Annotated in this window: 18 protein-coding genes and 2 tRNA genes; 12 read left to right on the top strand and 8 right to left on the bottom strand. The window is 57.6% G+C overall.

The features are described 5' to 3' along the window. Window positions 1-17 precede the first annotated feature (17 nt). Complete coding sequence (locus tag LOH54_RS09050) at window positions 18-1,295, bottom strand: DNA polymerase Y family protein (RefSeq protein WP_231018578.1); 1,278 nt, start codon at window positions 1,293-1,295, stop codon at window positions 18-20. A gap of 43 nt (window positions 1,296-1,338) precedes the next feature. Continuing rightward, complete coding sequence (locus tag LOH54_RS09055) at window positions 1,339-1,884, bottom strand: hypothetical protein (RefSeq protein ID WP_231018579.1); 546 nt, start codon at window positions 1,882-1,884, stop codon at window positions 1,339-1,341. Window positions 1,885-2,054: 170 nt separating this feature from the next. Between LOH54_RS09055 and LOH54_RS09060 the strand changes: the two genes are divergently transcribed. Beyond that, window positions 2,055-2,387, top strand: coding sequence for a hypothetical protein (locus tag LOH54_RS09060; protein WP_231018580.1), 333 nt, complete (start codon window positions 2,055-2,057; stop codon window positions 2,385-2,387). Here LOH54_RS09060 and LOH54_RS09065 read toward each other — a convergent pair. Continuing rightward, the gene (locus LOH54_RS09065; RefSeq protein WP_231018581.1) at window positions 2,367-2,816 is read right to left on the bottom strand and encodes an ankyrin repeat domain-containing protein; all 450 of its coding nucleotides are present in this window, start codon (window positions 2,814-2,816) and stop codon (window positions 2,367-2,369) included. The genes LOH54_RS09060 and LOH54_RS09065 overlap by 21 nt on opposite strands. A 144-nt stretch (window positions 2,817-2,960) precedes the next feature. Between LOH54_RS09065 and LOH54_RS09070 the strand changes: the two genes are divergently transcribed. From LOH54_RS09070 to LOH54_RS09120, 11 genes are all read left to right on the top strand, one after another. Next, window positions 2,961-4,721, top strand: coding sequence for a proton-conducting transporter transmembrane domain-containing protein (locus LOH54_RS09070; RefSeq protein ID WP_231018582.1), 1,761 nt, complete (start codon window positions 2,961-2,963; stop codon window positions 4,719-4,721). Continuing rightward, window positions 4,718-5,536 carry a complex I subunit 1 family protein gene (locus tag LOH54_RS09075; RefSeq protein WP_231018583.1) on the top strand — a complete coding sequence of 273 codons (819 nt, stop codon included), beginning with the start codon at window positions 4,718-4,720 and terminating at the stop codon, window positions 5,534-5,536. Before LOH54_RS09070 ends, LOH54_RS09075 begins: the two co-directional genes overlap by 4 nt. Next, a complete protein-coding gene (locus LOH54_RS09080) occupies window positions 5,533-6,060 on the top strand; it encodes an NADH-quinone oxidoreductase subunit B family protein (RefSeq protein WP_231018584.1) in 528 nt (175 codons plus the stop codon). Before LOH54_RS09075 ends, LOH54_RS09080 begins: the two co-directional genes overlap by 4 nt. Next, window positions 6,047-6,391 carry an NADH-quinone oxidoreductase subunit C gene (locus LOH54_RS09085; protein ID WP_231018585.1) on the top strand — a complete coding sequence of 115 codons (345 nt, stop codon included), beginning with the start codon at window positions 6,047-6,049 and terminating at the stop codon, window positions 6,389-6,391. Before LOH54_RS09080 ends, LOH54_RS09085 begins: the two co-directional genes overlap by 14 nt. Then, the gene (locus LOH54_RS09090) at window positions 6,388-7,473 is read left to right on the top strand and encodes a hydrogenase large subunit (protein WP_231018586.1); all 1,086 of its coding nucleotides are present in this window, start codon (window positions 6,388-6,390) and stop codon (window positions 7,471-7,473) included. Before LOH54_RS09085 ends, LOH54_RS09090 begins: the two co-directional genes overlap by 4 nt. Before the next feature lie 172 nt (window positions 7,474-7,645). Further along, entirely contained in the window at window positions 7,646-8,080 is a 435-nt protein-coding gene (locus tag LOH54_RS09095) for a 4Fe-4S dicluster domain-containing protein (protein WP_231018593.1), read from the top strand. A gap of 1 nt (window position 8,081) precedes the next feature. Beyond that, entirely contained in the window at window positions 8,082-10,529 is a 2,448-nt protein-coding gene (locus LOH54_RS09100) for a hydrogenase small subunit (protein WP_231018595.1), read from the top strand. Further along, complete coding sequence (locus LOH54_RS09105) at window positions 10,519-12,213, top strand: nickel-dependent hydrogenase large subunit (protein WP_231018597.1); 1,695 nt, start codon at window positions 10,519-10,521, stop codon at window positions 12,211-12,213. The genes LOH54_RS09100 and LOH54_RS09105 overlap by 11 nt, the downstream gene beginning before the upstream one ends. Window positions 12,214-12,272: 59 nt before the next feature. Next, window positions 12,273-12,956 carry an orotidine-5'-phosphate decarboxylase gene (pyrF, locus tag LOH54_RS09110; RefSeq protein ID WP_231018603.1) on the top strand — a complete coding sequence of 228 codons (684 nt, stop codon included), beginning with the start codon at window positions 12,273-12,275 and terminating at the stop codon, window positions 12,954-12,956. Between the two features lie 73 nt (window positions 12,957-13,029). Beyond that, window positions 13,030-13,118 (top strand) — tRNA-Ser (locus LOH54_RS09115). 12 nt (window positions 13,119-13,130) lie between these two features. Beyond that, window positions 13,131-13,205: transfer RNA gene (locus tag LOH54_RS09120), tRNA-Asn, on the top strand. Between the two features lie 30 nt (window positions 13,206-13,235). Here the strand turns inward: LOH54_RS09120 and LOH54_RS09125 are convergent. From LOH54_RS09125 to LOH54_RS09145, 5 genes are all read right to left on the bottom strand, one after another. Next, on the bottom strand, window positions 13,236-14,363 hold the full coding sequence (locus tag LOH54_RS09125) for a tyrosine-type recombinase/integrase (RefSeq protein WP_231018605.1): 1,128 nt from the start codon (window positions 14,361-14,363) through the stop codon (window positions 13,236-13,238). Between the two features lie 66 nt (window positions 14,364-14,429). Beyond that, complete coding sequence (locus LOH54_RS09130; protein WP_231018607.1) at window positions 14,430-14,765, bottom strand: helix-turn-helix domain-containing protein; 336 nt, start codon at window positions 14,763-14,765, stop codon at window positions 14,430-14,432. Continuing rightward, window positions 14,762-16,048 (bottom strand): relaxase/mobilization nuclease domain-containing protein, encoded by a 1,287-nt coding sequence (locus tag LOH54_RS09135; protein ID WP_231018609.1) that lies wholly within the window; start codon window positions 16,046-16,048, stop codon window positions 14,762-14,764. Before LOH54_RS09135 ends, LOH54_RS09130 begins: the two co-directional genes overlap by 4 nt. 37 nt (window positions 16,049-16,085) lie before the next feature. After that, window positions 16,086-16,397 carry a plasmid mobilization protein gene (locus LOH54_RS09140; RefSeq protein ID WP_231018611.1) on the bottom strand — a complete coding sequence of 104 codons (312 nt, stop codon included), beginning with the start codon at window positions 16,395-16,397 and terminating at the stop codon, window positions 16,086-16,088. Window positions 16,398-16,693: 296 nt separating this feature from the next. After that, the gene (locus LOH54_RS09145; protein WP_231018613.1) at window positions 16,694-17,323 is read right to left on the bottom strand and encodes a GNAT family N-acetyltransferase; all 630 of its coding nucleotides are present in this window, start codon (window positions 17,321-17,323) and stop codon (window positions 16,694-16,696) included. Between the last annotated feature and the right edge of the window lie 115 nt (window positions 17,324-17,438).

The following is a 17,438-nucleotide window of genomic DNA, read 5'->3' on the forward strand; positions in this document are numbered from 1 at the left end:
AAGGCGTTTCAAATCGGTTACGTTTTACTGCCCATTTCTGCGGCACGCCGCACGATATCCATGCCGTAGCGCTCCCGCATTTTCATCACCGCGCCGTCAAGCCGCTGCATCTTCCGGTCCTCCTCGAGGGTGAACATATCGACCGCTTTGGGATCGTGGTGGAGGAACTTCGTTGCACTCATGGCGATGTAGGTGACGGCCGCGTTCGGATAAAGGTCAAGCTCCCGGAACTTCTCCAGGGCGAAGGCGGTGATAAAACGCTCGTTGAAAAAGCGGTAGACGGTGTACTGCTTCTTGCTGCGCAGCCTCCCTTCGTAGCCGATGCTGAAGTAGAAGGTCGTGGGGTTGACGCCGAGGCGGGCAATGGTATGGGTCCAGTGGCGCACCATCACCCGCACGCGGCGGTAGAACTCGTCGCGTTCGCGGATGGGGCGGTCCATGCTGCGCGACATGCCGATCCCCTTGCGGCTGCGGCGGGGGTTGATCCCCTCCCCGTCACGCCCCGTCATGCGGGCATAGAGGTCCCGCCCGTGCCGCCCCCAGCTCGCGAACAGATGCGGGCTTTCCACCGCCTCGCCGACGGTGGCGATGCCGTAACGCGCCAGCTTCTTCCCGAAGGCTCTGCCGACCCCCGGGAACTCCCCGACGGGGACGTCGCGCGTAAAGTCGGCGATCTCCTCGTCGTAGACGACCCGCAGGCCGTAGGGTTTCACCGTCGACGTCGCCAGCTTCGCGATCCACTTGGCGTTGCTCGCCCCGATGGAGACGGGCAGCAGCAGCTCCTTCGTCACCTTCTCCTGGAGGTAGCGGATAAAATCGGGCATGTCACGCTCCTCGACCCAACCCGTAACGTCGCCGAAAAGCTCGTCGATGCTGTACTGCTCCACCAGCGGGATCTCCTTGGCCAGCATCTCCATCATTTCGTGCGACAGGGTGTGGTAGAGCAGATGGTCCGGGGGGACGAGGATCGCCCGGGGGCAGAGCTGCAGCGCCTCGCGGATGGTCATGGCCGTCTTGACGCCGCAGGCCCGCGCCTCGTAGCTGGCCGTCGTGACGATCCCCCGGATGCGCCCCGCGTCGAAAAAGTAGTTCGAGGCGTCGTGCTCGGCGTGAAAGAGCGTCGGGACGAAGGCCCCCTGGTTCAACTGGACAAGCTTCTTCTCCTTTGCCGGCTTCGCGTCAAAGATGAACGGGTCCCCCCGCCCGCCGACGATGACGGGCTTGCCCACGAGATCGGGGTTGCGGGTACGTTCGGCGGAGACAAAGAAGCTGTCGAGGTCGAGGTGGAGTATCATACCGCCATGATACGGCTAAACGCGGGCGGCGGGCCGTTTTATTTCACGGCGCCATCCTCTTTTGCGGCGGGAAGAGGCATCGCAGCAGCACGGGCGGCATCGGCACCCCGTCGTCCGAGATCGTGTAGCGGATCCCGACCGTGTCGTCCACCGTCATCATCCCCGCGAAAAGCGAGGGAGGGGTGATGCCGAACCGGCTCATTTTCGTTTTGAACGTCCCCGAAATCACCCCATCTTCCATGCGGTCCGGCGTGGCGGCGACCTGCGTTTCATGGCTTCCTATGCGCATCACCCCCTCCAGGGTGCCGTCCTCTTTTTGGGCCCGCAGCGTGAAAAGGACGGGGCACTCCCGGTCGACGCCGAAGGCCTCATAGGCGTCGTTGTCCAGCGCCTCGTTCCCGCTTTTGAGCGTTTCGATGACCAGGGCGACCTGCAGCGTTTCGAGCCTGCCGTTTTCCTGCACCATGTAAACGCGGACACTGTCCGACGCCAACTTCCAGTCATGCAGCGAGGAGGTGCCGTTGACCTCGATGCTCCCTGCAGCCCATACGGTCTGCATCATGGCCATCAAAAACAAAATAGCTTTCATCGCCTCTCCCTCTCCTCGGAACACGCGGGGCGCCTCTTTTCCGCACCGCGCCACTGTAAAAAGTGTAACACAAAAATGCCGTGCGCCCGGAGAAAGGAACAGCGGTACCGCCATATGGCGCTCTGCCCTCTTTTACGCTTTTGCGCGCAAAGTGCCATAGACTTGCACTTATGAAACGCACTATCGACGCCGAAGAGATCCGGATCCTTTTTTTTACCGCCTACTTTCTTTACGGCAGAAGCAAATACGGCAGCAGCGAGCGGGGAGACGTACGCCTGGGGAGGATGGGGGCGTACCGGGGAGTGATGCAGCTCTGCCGCGCGGCGATGGACGCCCCTTCGCCCTGCCTGCGCAGTGCGATGATCGAGGGGTGCCGCCGGCTGGAAGCGCAGGCGGAGGGGCTTCCCGAAGGCACGTTCAAAACCGCCTACCTCGAAACCCTTGCCGTCTTGCGGCGGCGCGTTGCATCAACCGATAGCGTCCTAGAACATCCCCATCATTGAGGTGCGGCCGAACTTCTGCACCAGCATCGCCGCCGTGCCGCCGCGCTCGTTGGCGATGGAGGTATCGGCCCCGGCGTCGAGGAGCGTTTTGCACAGCTCGGGCATATCGTCCATGATGCTCTCCATCAGCGGCGTCCAGCCCACGCCGTCTTGTTTGTTGATGTCCGCGCCGTGGGTAAGCAGGTACGCCACCATGTCGCGGCGGTCGCGACGGATGGCGATGTGCAGCGGTGTCCAGCCGTACTTGTTCTGCAGGTTGATATTGCCGCCGTTTTCGAATACCGCTTCGAACGCTTCAAGGTCATTCATGTAGACAATGTCCTCCAGCAGGTCGAACAGTCCCCCCTCGGGGTGGGAGGCGTAATCCAGAATGCGCTCTTCGATCTCCGGCGCCATCTTGTCCAGGATCTCCAGTTTATGATCGTCCATTCTCGACTCCTTGTTAAATGTAAAGCTTTTCCTATTATACAGTCCGCCGCTTTTTTATACACCCGCGCTACCCCTGCCGTAGTCGTTTTGTGATGTAATGAGAGTACAATAGCAAAAACCACGGACGAACGGAGTTTGGCAGAAATGATGGTTTTTATACTGCTTTTATCGCCGATGATTGCGGCACTGGCACTCTTTGCCCTCCCATCGCTGCGGGGGCGCTATGCCGTGGCGACGCTGCTGTTCGGCGTGCTCTCGGTAGCGGCCCTCTCTCTCTTCCTGCACCCTGAAGCGCAGACCTTCGCCATTACACCGGGAATGGGCACCCTGATCGAGGCCGCCGACATCGTTTTGCTCTTCTATTTCCTCTTCCAGGGGGTAAAACACCGCTCCCCTCCGGTTCTGCTGCTCGCGTTGATTCAGCTGCCGCTCTACCTCTGGGCCGTTGCGATCACCCCGGCAGAGGCCCCTGCGCTGGTCGTGGACGATCTCTCGCGTTTCATGTTCCTCATTATCAACATCGTCGGCGGCGCCATCGTCCTCTACGCGGTCGAGTATATGCGCCGCGAAAAAAGCGGCGAAGGGAAACAGCGCCTTTTCATCGCCTATCTGATGCTCTTCCTCGCCGTCATGAACGCCATCGTCATCGCCGACGACATCCTGCTCTTCTTCTTCCTCTTCGAGATGACGACGCTGGCCTCTTACCTCCTGATCGCCTTCCGCGGCGATGCTGCCGGCCGCCGGAACGCCCTGCGCGCGCTCTGGATGAACCAGGTCGGCGGGGTGTTCCTGCTTTTGGGCGCCCTGGCCGCAGCCTACGGGCCGGGCAGCGCGACCTTCAGCGGCCTGCTGCAGGGCGGCGGCGGGCTGCTGCTGCCCGCCCTGGCCCTGCTCGCCATGGCCGCCCCGGTCAAGGGGGCTTCGCTCCCCTTTGACGGGTGGCTGCTCGGCGCCATGGTCGCCCCCACCCCGGTCAGCGCCATGCTGCACTCGGCGACGATGGTCAAGATCGCCCCCTTCCTGCTCCTCAAGCTCGCCCCGGGGCTCGGAGGCACCCTGCCCGGTACCCTTTTGGCCCTCTTCGGCGCCCTGGTCTTCGTCGCCGCTTCCTACCTGGCGCTGTCGCGCAGCCTGCTCAAGGAGATCCTCGGCTACTCGACCGTCGCCCTGCTGGGGCTGATGATGAGCCTGGCCGCCGTCGGCACGCCTGAGAGCATGCAGCTCGCGATGGCGCTGATGCTCTTCCACGCCCTTGCCAAGGCGCTGCTCTTCCTCGCCGCGGGCGCGCTTGAGAAGGATTTCGGCCTCAAAGACGTCGAGCAGATGAAAGGGCTGCTGCAGTACGCCCCCCGCAGCGTCGGTTTCCTGTTGTTCGGCTTCTTCTCCCTCACCCTGCCGCCTTTCGGCCTCTTTATGGGGAAACTCTTTGCCATCGCCTCCGTCGCGTCGCTACTGCATACGCAGCCGTGGTTCGTCGTGGTGCTGACGGGCATCGCCGTCGGCAGCGCCCTGCTGGTGCTGCTCTATTTCAAGATTGCCGCCGCACTCCTCGCCGCCGCCCCGGACACCCTCCCCATCGAACGCGAAATGATGCCCCCCGGCTTCGCCGCCCCGCTGACCGTTTTAACCCTGCTCAGCCTCGCAACGGCAGGCGGCTACATGCTGCAGCAGCACAACAGCCTCCTCTGGCTGCTGGCGCTGCCCGTACTGATTGTCGCCCTTCTGCCGCTGCTGACGCGCTCCCTGCAGCGCTTCGACCGCGTCATGCCCTACCGCTGCGGGGAGAAGAGCGAGTTTGACGGCGCCCTCTTTTACGTGGAACCTTCGGCGGGAGCGGCACAGGCAATGCAGTGGGGCTTCGGCCTGCTCTTCGCCGCCGTGGCCCTCTCGGGAGCGCTCATATGAACTGGCTCATGATTCTCCTCGCCCCCCTGCTCGGCGGCGTCGTCTACGGTGCGGAGCGTGTGCTGCGTGCGCGGATGCAACGCCGTCAGGGACCGCCCCTGCTGCAGCCCTTCTATGACATGTTCAAGCTGATGGACAAGCGCACCCTCATCATCCACGCCCCCCACGCCCTACTGGCGGTGGCACACTTCCTGCTGCTCTGGCTGGCGGTGGGGGCGCTTTTTGCCGGATGGAACTTGCTCTACATCGTCTTTTTGCACCTCTTCGCCCTGATCGTGCTCGTCCTGGCGGGCTACAGCGTTCGCTCGCCCTATTCGCAGGTGGGGGCCAACCGCGAACTCGCCGCCCTGGCCGCCTATGAGCCCATATTGGTGCTCCTCGCCGTCGGCTTCTACCTCGTCTCGGGCAGCTTCGACGTCAGTGCGATCCTGGAACACGGCGGCTACCTGGCACAGATGCCGCTGCTCTTCGCCGCGCTGTTGATCATCCTGCCCATCAAGCTCAAAAAGTCCCCCTTCGATACCGTCGAAGCGCACCAGGAGATCGTCGGGGGCGTCGAAGTCGAATACAGCGGGCTCTTTTACGAGTTCCTTTACATGGCGCGTTTCCTGGAGTACCTCTTCGTTTACGGCCTTGTTTTCCTCTTTGCCGGGGCGTCGCCGCTGTGGGGCGCGCTGCTCGTGCTGGCCGTTTTCCTGCTTGTCAATCTCGTCGACAACGCCACCGCGCGGGTCAGAACCGACCAGATGGTCAGGATTATCTATGCCACGGCGTTTATAATGGCAACAGCCAATATCATCTGGATCAGCCTATGAAATTTTTCAGCGCCTTTCGGAAAAAATCCCCCTGGATCCTCCACTACAACGCGGGCAGCTGCAACGGCTGCGATATCGAGATCCTCGCCGCGCTGGGACCCCGCTATGACCTGGAGCGCTTCGGCGTCATCAATACCGGCAACCCCAAGCAGTCCGACATCTTTCTCGTGACCGGCCCCGTCACCTACCGCTCCCGCGAACGGCTCGTGGAGCTCTACTGCCAGATCCCCGAACCGAAAGTCGTCATCGCCGTCGGTTCCTGCACGGCGGCGGGCGGGGTCTTCCGCGGCATGTACAACGTCGAGGACGGCATCGACCGCTACATCCCCGTCGACGTCTATGTTCCGGGCTGCGCCTCCTCGCCCCAGCTCATCATCGATGCCGTCGTCGAAGGGGTGCAGATCCTGGAGCGCAAAAGCAAGGCGATCGAAACGCCCTTCAAACTTTTCGGCGCCGTCGAAACGGTCGCCGGAAAACTCAGCCGCCTCGGCATGGCAAAAAAGGTGAATGATGCAGAAGATTGAAACAACCCTGGGCGCGCTGCTCGCAGACCTCCGCGCCTTTTACGATCCCAAAGTGTGGCACTTCCTCACCGTCAACGGGATCGACCTGGGCGAAGGGAAGATCGAGCTACAGTGGATCTTCTCCCGCTACGGCGCCAAGAACGACGTTGTCGTCTACTACGCGCTGAGCGACTACGACACCCCCGTCCCCTCCGTCGTGCCCGTCATCCCCTCCGCCTTCCTGGGCGAACGGGAGATCGTCGACATGTTCGGGCTCAATGTCGAAGGGACCGCGGGCGGCCTCTACCTCGACAAAGACTCCCAGCCCCATCCGCTCAGGGGGGACGCATGAAGAAAACCGTCCAGATCCCGCTGGGTTCGCAGCATATCTCCCTGCTCGAGCCCATCCGGTTCAAATTCGAATGCGAAAACGAGACCATTGTCGGGGTCGACGCCGATGTGGGCTTCGTGCACCGCGGCGTCGAGCAGGCCTGCACCACCAAGTTCGACTTCAAACAGGTCGGCTTCGTCGTGGCGCGGGTCTGCGGGCTCTGCGCCATCACCCACTCCCTCTCCTACACCCTCGCCGCGGAGAAGCTGCTGGAGTTCACCCCGAACGACCGCATCAGGTACCTGCGGATGCTGATGGTCGAACTCGACCGCATCCATTCGCACATGCTCTGCCTTGCGCACACGGCGGAAAACGCCGGCTTCGAGGCGCTCTTTATGCAGATCATGGGCGACCGTGAGCTTGTCATGGATATCCAGGAGGCTATCAGCGGCAACCGCATCCAGTTCGACTTTATCGCCATCGGCGGCGTCACCCGCGACCTTACCCCCGAGATGGTCGCCCTGCTGCACAAAAACCTCGACCTCCTCTTCGGCAAGATCTTCGACCTCATCGAGCTGTTCGAATCCAACTGGTCCCTCTCGCTCAAGTACAAAGGCATCGGGGCGCTCTCGCTGGAGGAGGCGCAGACCTACAACGCCCTTGGCCCCCTCGCCCGGGCCGCCGGACTGGCCACCGACGTGCGGGTGGAAACGGATGACTTCCCCTACGAGGCTCTGGGCTACGAGATGATGCTTGAAACGAGCGGCGACATCCATGCCCGCAACCGGGTGCGGCTGCGCGAGATCATGAACTCCATCGCGATGTGCCGCAACATTGTCGACAACCTCCCCGCCGGGGAGATCATGGAGAAGGCCAAGGGCAAACCGAAGGGCGAGGCGATTGTACGCGTCGAAGCGCCCCGGGGCGAGCTCTTCTACCTCGTGCGCGGCGGCGGGCAGAACATGCTCGAGCGTGTCCGGATCAAGACCCCGACCTTCTCGGGCATCCCTGCCATGATGGAGGTGTTCAAGGGTAGCCGCTACGCCGACGCCCCGGCGATCCTCGCCTCCTTTGATCCCTGCATGTCGTGTACGGCGAAGTGAGTTGAAAATGCATGAAAAGCAAATCATGATGTCCAGCAAAGTCCGGCTAGCCGGGCGGGCCCGCCGCCGAAGCGAACCCAGTGTTAACGTAGGTCAAGGGGCTTGGCTCCTTGAGCGTGTGAAAACTTTAGAAGTACCCTGCATGTCCTGTACGGCGAAATAGGAGGAAGCCATGTTCAGATCGATGTTCAACGCCTTTGCGAACCTCTTCAGACCCGTCCGGACCCACCCCTATCCCGCCGAGCCGATGCCCCTGCCCCCGGCCTGGCGGGGGCTGATAGAGTATAATGAGGAAGCATGCATTTTCTGCGACAAATGCGAGAAAGCGTGCCCGCCAAAATCGATCCGCTTTTTCCAGCACGAAGACGGGCGCAAAGAGTACCGCTACAACGCCTGGCTCTGCATCTACTGCGGCGAGTGCGTGCGGGCCTGCCCCAAACCGGAAGAGGCGCTGTGGCAGAGCGAAACGAAGGCACGTCCCGCCGTCAAAGCGGACAACGTCAACGGTGGCTGGTTCGACTGGGAAGCAGAGTGTGCGCAGAGCCGCGAAGAGTATGCGGCGGCCAAAAAAGCGGCAAAAGCCGCCAAGAAAAACGAAGGAATTTGATATGCGTATCGTTATCGTCGGCGGCGGCATCGCGGCCGCGTATATCGCCAATGCCATCAAAGAGCAGTCGCCCTCCCACGAAGTACTTATTGTCACCAAGGAAGCCCATCCTCCCTATGACCGCATCCACCTCTGCGCGCTGGTCAGCGGCAGCACCGATATCGACGAGATCGCCCTGCCCCTGCCTGCCGATGTGCAGGTGGAGCTGAACGCCGAGGTCACCAGCCTCGACATCGGGGCCAAACGCATCTTTACCGCTTCCGCTTCTTATGCCTACGACAAGCTCATCCTCGCCACCGGTTCCGAGCCGCGCCGCCTCTTCGACACGGCAGGCCTCACCAACGTGGCCACCTTCCGCAGCGCCGACGACAGTGACTGCATCGCACAGCGGATCGTCGGCAAAAACGTCGTCATGATGGGCGTAGGCCCCATCGGACTGGAGCTGCTCGATACGCTGAGCACCCTGGAGGGGCCGGAGCATATCTATCTGGTCTCGCGGGGAAACCACCTCTACGACAAAGCCCTCACCCCCTCCGCCGTGGCACTCATGAAACGCATCTACGAAGGTGCCGATCCCCGGGTCCATATCCTCTTCGAAGAGGAGATCACGGACAAGGTGATCGAAGGCGATACGATTACCAAGATCGTCATGAAAGAGCACACCATCGACGACCCCTTTGTCATCTTCGGTGTCGGCATCTCTCCCGCCGCCGCCTTCGCCAAAAGTGCCCTTGAGACGGACAAAGGTATCCTGGTCGACGAACATATGCGCACGTCCGATCCCGACGTCTATGCCGTCGGCGAAGTGGCCCAGCTTCACAACGGCTATATCGCCGGGAGGGTCAAGGAGTGTACGCTCCAGGCCGACGCCGCCGTCGCCGCGATTCTCGGGGTCGAAGACGAAGGTTTCCAGGACTTTGTCACCATCGACGGCCTCAAAGTCGGTTCCTTCCTGCTCGCCGACGTTACCTCGACCGCCTATAACCCGAAGGACGAAGCGAACGAGGACATCGTCATCGCCTCCAAAAAAGAGGGGCGGATCGACCAGTACATCATCAACGACGACCGCCTCGTGCGTTTTATCGGGATCAACACCAACATCGACGTCTTGGCATTGAAGACGATGATGGAGGAGGACAAACCGGTCGACCCGGCTTTCTTCTACGACAACAGGCTGGTGAGCGAACGCGGACGCCTGATCTGCAGCTGTGCCAGCGGCTACGAACAGGACCTCGTCGCGCTGATCAAGGAGAACTGCATCGAGAGCTTCGCCGACCTCAAACCGCTGAGCGAAGCGGGGCGGGTCTGCGGCCGCTGCAAGCAGGATGTCGTCAAGCTCATCGCCGATACCCCGGTCGACCCCGAGGAGGCGGCCCGTCTCAAGGCAGAGCGCGAAGCGGCGGCCAAAGCCGAGGAGATGGCGAAGGTGCAGCGGCGCATCGACAAGTTCAACAAGCTGCACCCCGCCAACCGCATCGACAGCGAGAACCTCGACGAAGCGCTCAAAGCCTTTGACATGAGCAGCGAGTTCAACCGCTGGGTCTCTATGATCACCGCCAATATGCGGCTGCACCCCTCTTACGAACCCCTGGTGGGCCAAAGTACCCTTCAGCTCAACAAGATCCCCATCATCTGGCTCGAGCTCGCCGACTGCAGCGGCAACTCCGAAGGGTTCATCAAATCCGCCCATCCCAAGGTGGACGACCTCATCCTCAAATACATCTCGCTTGATTACCACGAACTGCTGATGGCGGGGGCGGGGGACCAGTCGGAGCTCTCCCTTGACGGGGTGCTCGCGAACGACAAGGGGCGCTACATCCTGATGGTCGAAGGGGCCATCCCGCTGGGCCTGGAAGGAAAGTTCCTGCGCATCGGCCCCAAGGGCGAAACGGGGCTGGAGCTACTGAAGCGCACGGCGAAAGACGCCGCGGCGGTCTTCTCCATCGGCTCCTGCGCCTTCGACGGGGGTGTCGTCGCCGCTGCGCCCAATCCAACCGGCGCCGTCGGCGTGGCGGAGGCGCTGGGCCGGGACGACATCATCAACCTGCCCGGCTGCCCGGTCAACCCCATCAACATCGTCGGAACTCTCCTGCACTACATCATGTTCGACGAACTCCCCAAACTCGACGACAAGAACCGCCCCGAATGGGCCTACGGTTTCCGGGTCCACGACAACTGCGAGCGGCGCGGCCACTACGACCTGGACGAATTCGTCCTCGAATGGGGCGACGAAGGGGCCAAGAAAGGGTGGTGCCTCTTCAAGATGGGCTGCAAAGGGCCCTATGCCGATCTAAACTGTTCGCTGGTAAAATTCAACGAAGGCACGAGCTGGCCGGTCCAGGTCGGCCACGGCTGTTTCGCCTGCGGCCAGGGCAAGATCGCCTTTGACAAGTACGCCAACAACCGGCCCCTGCCGGAAGGGGAAGAGGAAGAAATTCATGGCCACTAAAAAAATCGTTATAGACCCCATTACCCGCATCGAGGGGCATCTGCGCATCGAAGTCGAAATCGACGAGAACAACACCGTCAAAGAGGCGTGGGCCTCCGGCCAGCTTTTCCGCGGCATCGAAACCATCCTCAAAGGGCGAGACCCCCGGGATGCCGGCCTCATTGCCCAACGCATCTGCGGGGTCTGTACCAATGTGCACTACCGCGCCTCCATCAGCGCCGTCGAAGACGCCTACGGCATCGCCCTGCCCCCCAATGCCGAGAGCATCCGCAACCTCGTCACCCTCGCGCTCTTTGTCCAGGACCACATCGTCCACTACTACCATCTGCACTCCCTCGACTACGTCGACGTCGTCAGCGCCATCTCCGCCGAGCCCGACAAGGCCGCAGAAGTGGCACAAACTTATCATCATTACCCCTACCGTACTTCGACGGGGCATATGAGCGCCGTCAAGGAGAAGCTGACCTCTTTCGTCAACGCGGGACGACTGGGACTCTTCGCCAACGGTTACTGGGGGCACAATGCCTACCGCTTCAGCCCCGAGCAGAACCTTATCCACATGAACCACTACCTCGAAGCCCTGCGGGTCCAGCGCGACCTCAGCCGGGCGGTGGCGATCTTCGCCGGCAAGACGCCCCACCCGCAGAACCTCGTTGTCGGCGGCGTCACCAGCGTTGCGGACATGCTCAATCCGCAGCGCCTCAACGACTTCATGTTCATCATCAAAGACGCCCGCGACTTCATTGAGCGCGCCTACCTCCCCGATATCAAGATGGCGCTCGAGGCCTACAGGGACGACATCAAAGCCGGCACGGGACGCGGCAGCGGCAACTTTATGGCCGTGGGCGGCTACCAGTTCGGACAGGAGCAGCAGCTCTTCGAAGGGGGAACCGTTTTCGGGCATGACTTCGGCAGCGTCGAACCCTTCGACGAGCAGTACATCACCGAAGAGGCGTCGCGCTCCTGGTACGCCGACGACGCCCCGGTTGCGCCCTACGACGGCAAGACCGAGCCCTTCTATACGAACCTCAACAAAGACGGCACGCTGAAGACGGAGGGCAAATACAGCTGGGTCAAGGCACCGCGCTACAAAGGCAAGCCCATGGAGGTGGGGCCGCTCGCCAGGATGATCATCGGCACCCTCAAGGGTTCCCCGGTCATCAAACCCTACATGGAGCAGTTCATGAAGGAGACGGACCTCGAGCTGATGGACTTTTCGACGACGCTGGGGCGCAACGCCGCCCGTGCCGTAGAGGCCAGGGTCTGCTGCGACTACCTCTTTGATTTCTGCAGCGACCTCATCGAGAACATCAAGTACTACGACGAAGAGACCTGGACGAAGTACGACTTTGCCGCCCTGCCCAAAGCAGCACAGGGGCGCGGCATCTTCGAGGTGCCGCGAGGTGTGCTGGGCCACTTTATCCGCATCGACGACGCCAAGATCGCCAACTACCAGGCGGTGGTGCCGACGACCTGGAACGCTTCGCCCAAGGATGAAGGCGGTGTGCGCGGCCCCTACGAAGAGTCCCTGGTCGGCATTACCCTCGCCGACCCTTCCGCGCCGCTGGAAGTGCTGCGGGTCGTGCACAGTTTCGACCCCTGTCTCGCCTGTGCCGTGCACGTCATCAACGCCAAAGGCAGAGAGCTTTCGCACTACAAGATCGCCGCGGCGTGCACGCTTTAGGCCCCCTCTAACGCAGCAGACGTTATACTTCCGTCATCTATTCATTGAGGGGAATACGTATGGAACTTTGCGTCGCGCTCGACCTGCCGAGCATGGAAGAAAACCTGGCACTGGTGGAGAAGATCAAGGCCTACCCGGTCTGGCTCAAAGTCGGGCTGCGCGCCTACATCCGCGACGGCGAACCTTTTCTCAAAGCGCTCAAAGCGATCAACCCGGACGCGAAGATCTTCCTCGACCTCAAGCTCTACGACATCCCCAACACCATGGCCGACGCGGCCGAGTCCATCATGGGCCTGGGCGTTGACATGTTCAACGTACACGCCAGTGCCGGTAAACGTGCCATGCAGACCGTTATGGAGCGCCTCTCGACGTACGAGAAACGCCCCCTCGTCCTGGCCGTCACGGCACTGACCTCCTTCAGCGAAGAGGAGTTCGGCGACGTTTACAACGCCGGCATCGCCGCGACGGCAGACAAATTCGCCCAGGATGCGCACGAAGCGGGGCTCGACGGCGTCGTCTGCAGCGTTTTTGAAAGCGCCTCCATCAAAAAAATGACCAGCAGCAGGTTCATTACCCTGACGCCTGGCATCCGCCCCTTCGGCGAAGATGCGGGCGATCAGCAGCGTGTCGCCACGATCGAAGCGGCAGAGACGGAGAAGGTCGACTTCATCGTCGTCGGCCGCCCCATCTACAAGGCCGAAGACCCCGCCGCCGTCGTCGAAAAGATCCTCGAGCGACTTTAAGCGGCTCCGCCTTGCTTTTTAAGCGAAATATTATTTCCAGCTGATTATAATCTCACTCTCATTTTTGAGACTTGGATAGGTGGGTGAGAGGCTGAAACCACACCCCTGCTAAGGGTGCGTACGTCCTGCGTACCGAGGGTTCGAATCCCTCCCTGTCCGCCACTTCTTAACGATTCCGGATTAGCTCAGCGGTAGAGTAGGTGACTGTTAATCACTTGGTCACTGGTTCGAATCCAGTATCCGGAGCCACTTCTTATAGAACCCCTAAATTACGATCTTTCAAGCACTCTTTGAAATTCTCGGTGCCATTACGGTGTCATTCAGTGCCACGCTTTTTTCAAGAAATGACGCTCTCTTTTTGCGTTTGCGATTAATGTAACGTGCATAATGCGACAGTGTCATTGTCGCGTCTTTGTGGCCAAGCATATTCGATACCCACAAGATATCTTCATTGTGCTCCAGCATCATTGTCGCGAATGAGTGACGGGTATGATAGATCGGCCTATACTCCAATCTGCACTTTTTCAATGTCCGTTTCCAGTCTGTGTCGCGGATGCGTTTGATATCATAATAGTGTTCGCCATCTCTGTTAAGAAAGACATAGCTGTCATTCTGTCCAGTTTGTTTGAACTGATCTTGTAGATACGGAATCAGCGTATCGATCATTTCGACTTGGCGAATACTCTGAGCAGTTTTCGGTTCCGTCACTGTTCCCATCTTGATCGCACGCTTTACGCTAATAGAACCACGCAAAAAATCCACATCTTCCCATCTCAGCCCGATCATTTCGCCGCTGCGCATTCCCGTGAAGAATGCCAATGCGTAGAAGTTGCGGAACTGGCCGGATGAGCCGTTCAAAATCAGATTGATTTCCTCAACGCTGAACGGGTTGATATCCGTCTTGTTCAGCTTTGGAGTACTGACCAAGGCCAATGGACTTTTCTCGATCAGCTCGTCTTTCATAGCATCTTTGAGAATACCGGAGAGAACCGCCCGGATATGGCGCACCCTTCTGGGGCTAAGCGTTTTCAGCAGATTGTTTTGCCATCTCTGGATATCGGAAGGTTTTATAGTGTCGATCTTCTTTTTTCCAAGGACGAGAGCGATATGCAATCTGTAGGCGTTTGCATACTCCGTCTGTGTGACAGCCCGTCTTGAGTTGCTGTGCATTTCAAAGGATGTGACACTGAAGTCATTTAGTGTCGGTATACGCTTTTCAAAGAACTCGCCGCTATGCAGTTTCAGCATCAGCTGCGGAATGATTTTGGTTTTCGCAAGCTTGCGATTTTCGGGCGTATTGTCGAGTTTCAATGGTTTTCGATAGCGTTTTCCTCCATGGGAGAAATCGACCCACAAGCTCTCTCTCACGCCGTTTTTAGTTTTTGTCTTTTTGACATATAGTTTCATCAGTTTTTTCCTTTCGAAAAAACCGCTAAAACCGAATACGGGGTTTCCGAAGCAAGTATAGCATTTTCAAGAAGCATCGGATTTCACTTCCGCGATGATTTCGCTGATAATACCGTCGATTTCTGCCGGACTTTCGTCTTCCTCAATACCCATTAGCCATCGGTCCAGTGCCACTGAATCAAATACGAGTTTTCTATATCTTTGGTGATAGTGGATACCCTCTTGCAAATCGCCGTTTTTGATCAATTTTCTAATAGTATCTGCCGAATAGCCCATGTAATGCGCTGCTTCTTTCGAACTCAACCAGCGTTTTTGTTGTTTCGACTCAAGGAGATTTATCATGTGATCGAGTTTTTTTTCAATCAATGGTAGCCGTTCGAGCGATTCAAAGTCCACTTTCATCTAGTCCCTCCTCCAACTGTTCCACCGCCTCGCCCTTTCTGGCTTTTTTCTATGATGTCACCAACGATTTGAGCTGCTTCGTCAATCCTTCGAGCTGTTTCTGCAAGCTCCCTACCTGCTTGTTTAAGTCCTCTATCTGCACGTTCAACAATTGCAGATCGGCGCTCTCGCTTAGCTCCGAAAGTTTGCTCAAACAATGATTTTCTTGAGTTTTTAAACTCTTCAAAGCGACTTGTTCGATCTCGTCGAGTTTTTGCCGATACGCCTCTTTCTCCTCTCGCTCGTTTTCGAGCTGGTCCATCAACGACTGGATCAATGTACTTTTCTTGTTCATCTACTGCTCCTGTTGGGTTGTCGGGTATTGAACTGTCTCGTTTTTCGGTGCATGAACGACGGAGAGGAAGAGCCACATCGTCCCTGCTCCGATGAGTATTCCCGACAGAAGTGTCAACACCGGACGGCAGCTGATTTTTTGAATATCTTTGCGTATGATAGAGAGCTTTTTGTTGATTGAGCCGTTCCAGCTTTTGTGATAGTTTCTCAATTCCCGCTTCACGATTGTTTCGGTTTCGCTGATAATCCTTGACTCTTCTTTTTGCTTCCTTTTCAAGGCCGCTAACGCTTGTGAATGATTCATTGAATATGCCTCCTTTAAATCGTTTGGCTTTTTTCCAGTCTGACGCTTGAATGGAAATGTAGTTTTTCCCGATTCGGGGCACTGCGTATCCAGCTGATTTGAGCGCGTCGATCAGTTCATTGCGGTTGTTGATCACACCATCTTCCACCAGTTCGTAGAGAGTTTCGACCAATTCATCCTTGGAAACATCTATAAGGCGTTTATCAGAGGGATTGTAGGCATAGCTATGGCTGCGCTCTTTATCGGGATCGTTCGGATCGCTGAGACCGTATTGAAGGTTCACCAGTTCTTTAAAGGTATCGACGCGCGTCAGGTCCACTTTATGCCAGAATGGGTTGAAAGCTTTCTGGCTTCCCAAATGAATCCGAGGGATGATGAAGTGCAACTCCACTCTTTCTTTATCCCGATGCTCGACCCATAAGATGTTACGGTCACCGTCCTCAATCCCACTGAATATAGTTTGTTCAAATCCGTCCATGATTGATTCTGCAACATTGGGATCGATTTCTGATTCCTCGAACGAGAGAACGCCGCTCTTATACTTCTGTTTAAACGGAACCGATCGGATGATATCCAGGGTAAGACCGCTGTTACCACGGACGACCCGTTTGGGTTCATTGGTACTGTCTTTGAGCAAATACTCCATAGCTGCGGTTCCGTCGCCTATACCGTGAGGGAAGAATTTAATCAGCATACTGTCCACTCAGTGCCACAAGGTCGTCTTCGATTTCCGCAAGGCCGGAAAGAACGGCAATATCGACAGGATTACCGAAATTCAGGTGACGAGCAATTTGATTGAGGTTATTGCCAATCGCGTTTAGCTCGCGAAGAAGCGGAAGCGGGACGTTCTTTTTATCGCACGGATCGATTTGGGCACTGTCTATCGCGGCGCGGATCAAAGCGCTGATCCGCATTTCAGCCTCGGCCGCCTTGCGGATCAGCTCATCATGTTCTTTTTCGGAAAGTCGGATCGTGATGCGTTTGCTCTTTCCCATGAAACACTCCGTAATGCGTTTCAAGGAATTATAGAAATGTGGAGACATTTTTTGAGAAGAAATGCAAATTTTTTGAAATTTGCGTAGTTTTTAGAGGGTCTTAGGGAGTCTTCTCCCTAACCACAGCACATTAGGCAGAGAAAAACGAAGGTTTTTGTCTGACAATGTGTCTGCTGGCTGATGCATACCGGCTCGGTAGCTTCTCTCTAAATGTGAATCTCTGGTATTTTTGACCTTATCTAATCTAATAGAAATGTAGAAAGTTCTTCATTCGTCCTAAAAAAGATCAAGGTCGTTTATTCAAGACAAAGAGCTTCCCCCAGATAACTGTTCCCCATTTTTTTCAGGTCATCTTTGTAAGTGCCATCACACTCTTCTCCCATTGTATTGGAATGCCCGCATACTTTTTTTCGAATGATGGCTTCACTTTTCCCCATGAGCTCTTTGGCATCGGCATCATTCACCATGCGAGCCACCCCTTCAAGCCCATCTGACGGCATGGGAAGGTCGCAATAGTAGTCTTTTGCCGTGTTGCTCCCCCAGTAAGCAAACCCAAGGGAAAGGTAAAACTCCAGTGACTGGGGAACACAGGTGCAGCGAAATCGCCGGACGTGTTTTGTCAGCGCATGCTCGAATACGTCACTAAGCAATTGTCTGGCGTATCCGTGCCGTTGCAATGGTTTTGGCGTAAAAAGGTTATGGATGGTAAGATAGTCACCATAACAGTCTATTTTATAGAAGATGTAACAGAGGTGATTCGCCTGCGTGTCAGACAGCACCATACAGCCGTCATATTTCCAGCTGAAATGACGATCCCACCAGCGAAGGGATTGTTCGGCGAATCCGAGGCTTTTCGGATCCGTGATCGTTGCGATTGACGCGAGATAGGCATCTCTGTCAAGGTGCACCAGTTGATAGATGGACATACTTTTCCTTTTTCGTGCACAATGGACACAGGAAAAGGACAATGGCCCCTCAAATGAATGCAGAGTGAAAGATCTGTTAAGTATAATATCCAATGAATCATCCAGAACCTGTTCA

It is taken from the genome of Sulfurimonas sp. HSL-3221, from assembly GCF_021044585.1.
In the GTDB taxonomy this organism is placed as follows: Bacteria; Campylobacterota; Campylobacteria; order Campylobacterales; family Sulfurimonadaceae; genus Thiomicrolovo; species Thiomicrolovo sulfuroxydans.

Excerpts from the sequence above, each read along its gene's own strand:
- LOH54_RS09050 (WP_231018578.1), bottom strand. The coding sequence starts at position 1,295 with ATGATACTCCACCTCGACCTCGACAGCTTCTTTGTCTCCGCCGAACGT.
- LOH54_RS09055 (WP_231018579.1), bottom strand. The coding sequence starts at position 1,884 with ATGAAAGCTATTTTGTTTTTGATGGCCATGATGCAGACCGTATGGGCT.
- LOH54_RS09060 (WP_231018580.1), top strand. The coding sequence starts at position 2,055 with ATGAAACGCACTATCGACGCCGAAGAGATCCGGATCCTTTTTTTTACC.
- LOH54_RS09065 (WP_231018581.1), bottom strand. The coding sequence starts at position 2,816 with ATGGACGATCATAAACTGGAGATCCTGGACAAGATGGCGCCGGAGATC.
- LOH54_RS09070 (WP_231018582.1), top strand. The coding sequence starts at position 2,961 with ATGATGGTTTTTATACTGCTTTTATCGCCGATGATTGCGGCACTGGCA.
- LOH54_RS09075 (WP_231018583.1), top strand. The coding sequence starts at position 4,718 with ATGAACTGGCTCATGATTCTCCTCGCCCCCCTGCTCGGCGGCGTCGTC.
- LOH54_RS09080 (WP_231018584.1), top strand. The coding sequence starts at position 5,533 with ATGAAATTTTTCAGCGCCTTTCGGAAAAAATCCCCCTGGATCCTCCAC.
- LOH54_RS09085 (WP_231018585.1), top strand. The coding sequence starts at position 6,047 with ATGCAGAAGATTGAAACAACCCTGGGCGCGCTGCTCGCAGACCTCCGC.
- LOH54_RS09090 (WP_231018586.1), top strand. The coding sequence starts at position 6,388 with ATGAAGAAAACCGTCCAGATCCCGCTGGGTTCGCAGCATATCTCCCTG.
- LOH54_RS09095 (WP_231018593.1), top strand. The coding sequence starts at position 7,646 with ATGTTCAGATCGATGTTCAACGCCTTTGCGAACCTCTTCAGACCCGTC.
- LOH54_RS09100 (WP_231018595.1), top strand. The coding sequence starts at position 8,082 with ATGCGTATCGTTATCGTCGGCGGCGGCATCGCGGCCGCGTATATCGCC.
- LOH54_RS09105 (WP_231018597.1), top strand. The coding sequence starts at position 10,519 with ATGGCCACTAAAAAAATCGTTATAGACCCCATTACCCGCATCGAGGGG.
- pyrF (WP_231018603.1), top strand. The coding sequence starts at position 12,273 with ATGGAACTTTGCGTCGCGCTCGACCTGCCGAGCATGGAAGAAAACCTG.
- LOH54_RS09125 (WP_231018605.1), bottom strand. The coding sequence starts at position 14,363 with ATGAAACTATATGTCAAAAAGACAAAAACTAAAAACGGCGTGAGAGAG.
- LOH54_RS09130 (WP_231018607.1), bottom strand. The coding sequence starts at position 14,765 with ATGAAAGTGGACTTTGAATCGCTCGAACGGCTACCATTGATTGAAAAA.
- LOH54_RS09135 (WP_231018609.1), bottom strand. The coding sequence starts at position 16,048 with ATGGAGTATTTGCTCAAAGACAGTACCAATGAACCCAAACGGGTCGTC.
- LOH54_RS09140 (WP_231018611.1), bottom strand. The coding sequence starts at position 16,397 with ATGGGAAAGAGCAAACGCATCACGATCCGACTTTCCGAAAAAGAACAT.
- LOH54_RS09145 (WP_231018613.1), bottom strand. The coding sequence starts at position 17,323 with ATGTCCATCTATCAACTGGTGCACCTTGACAGAGATGCCTATCTCGCG.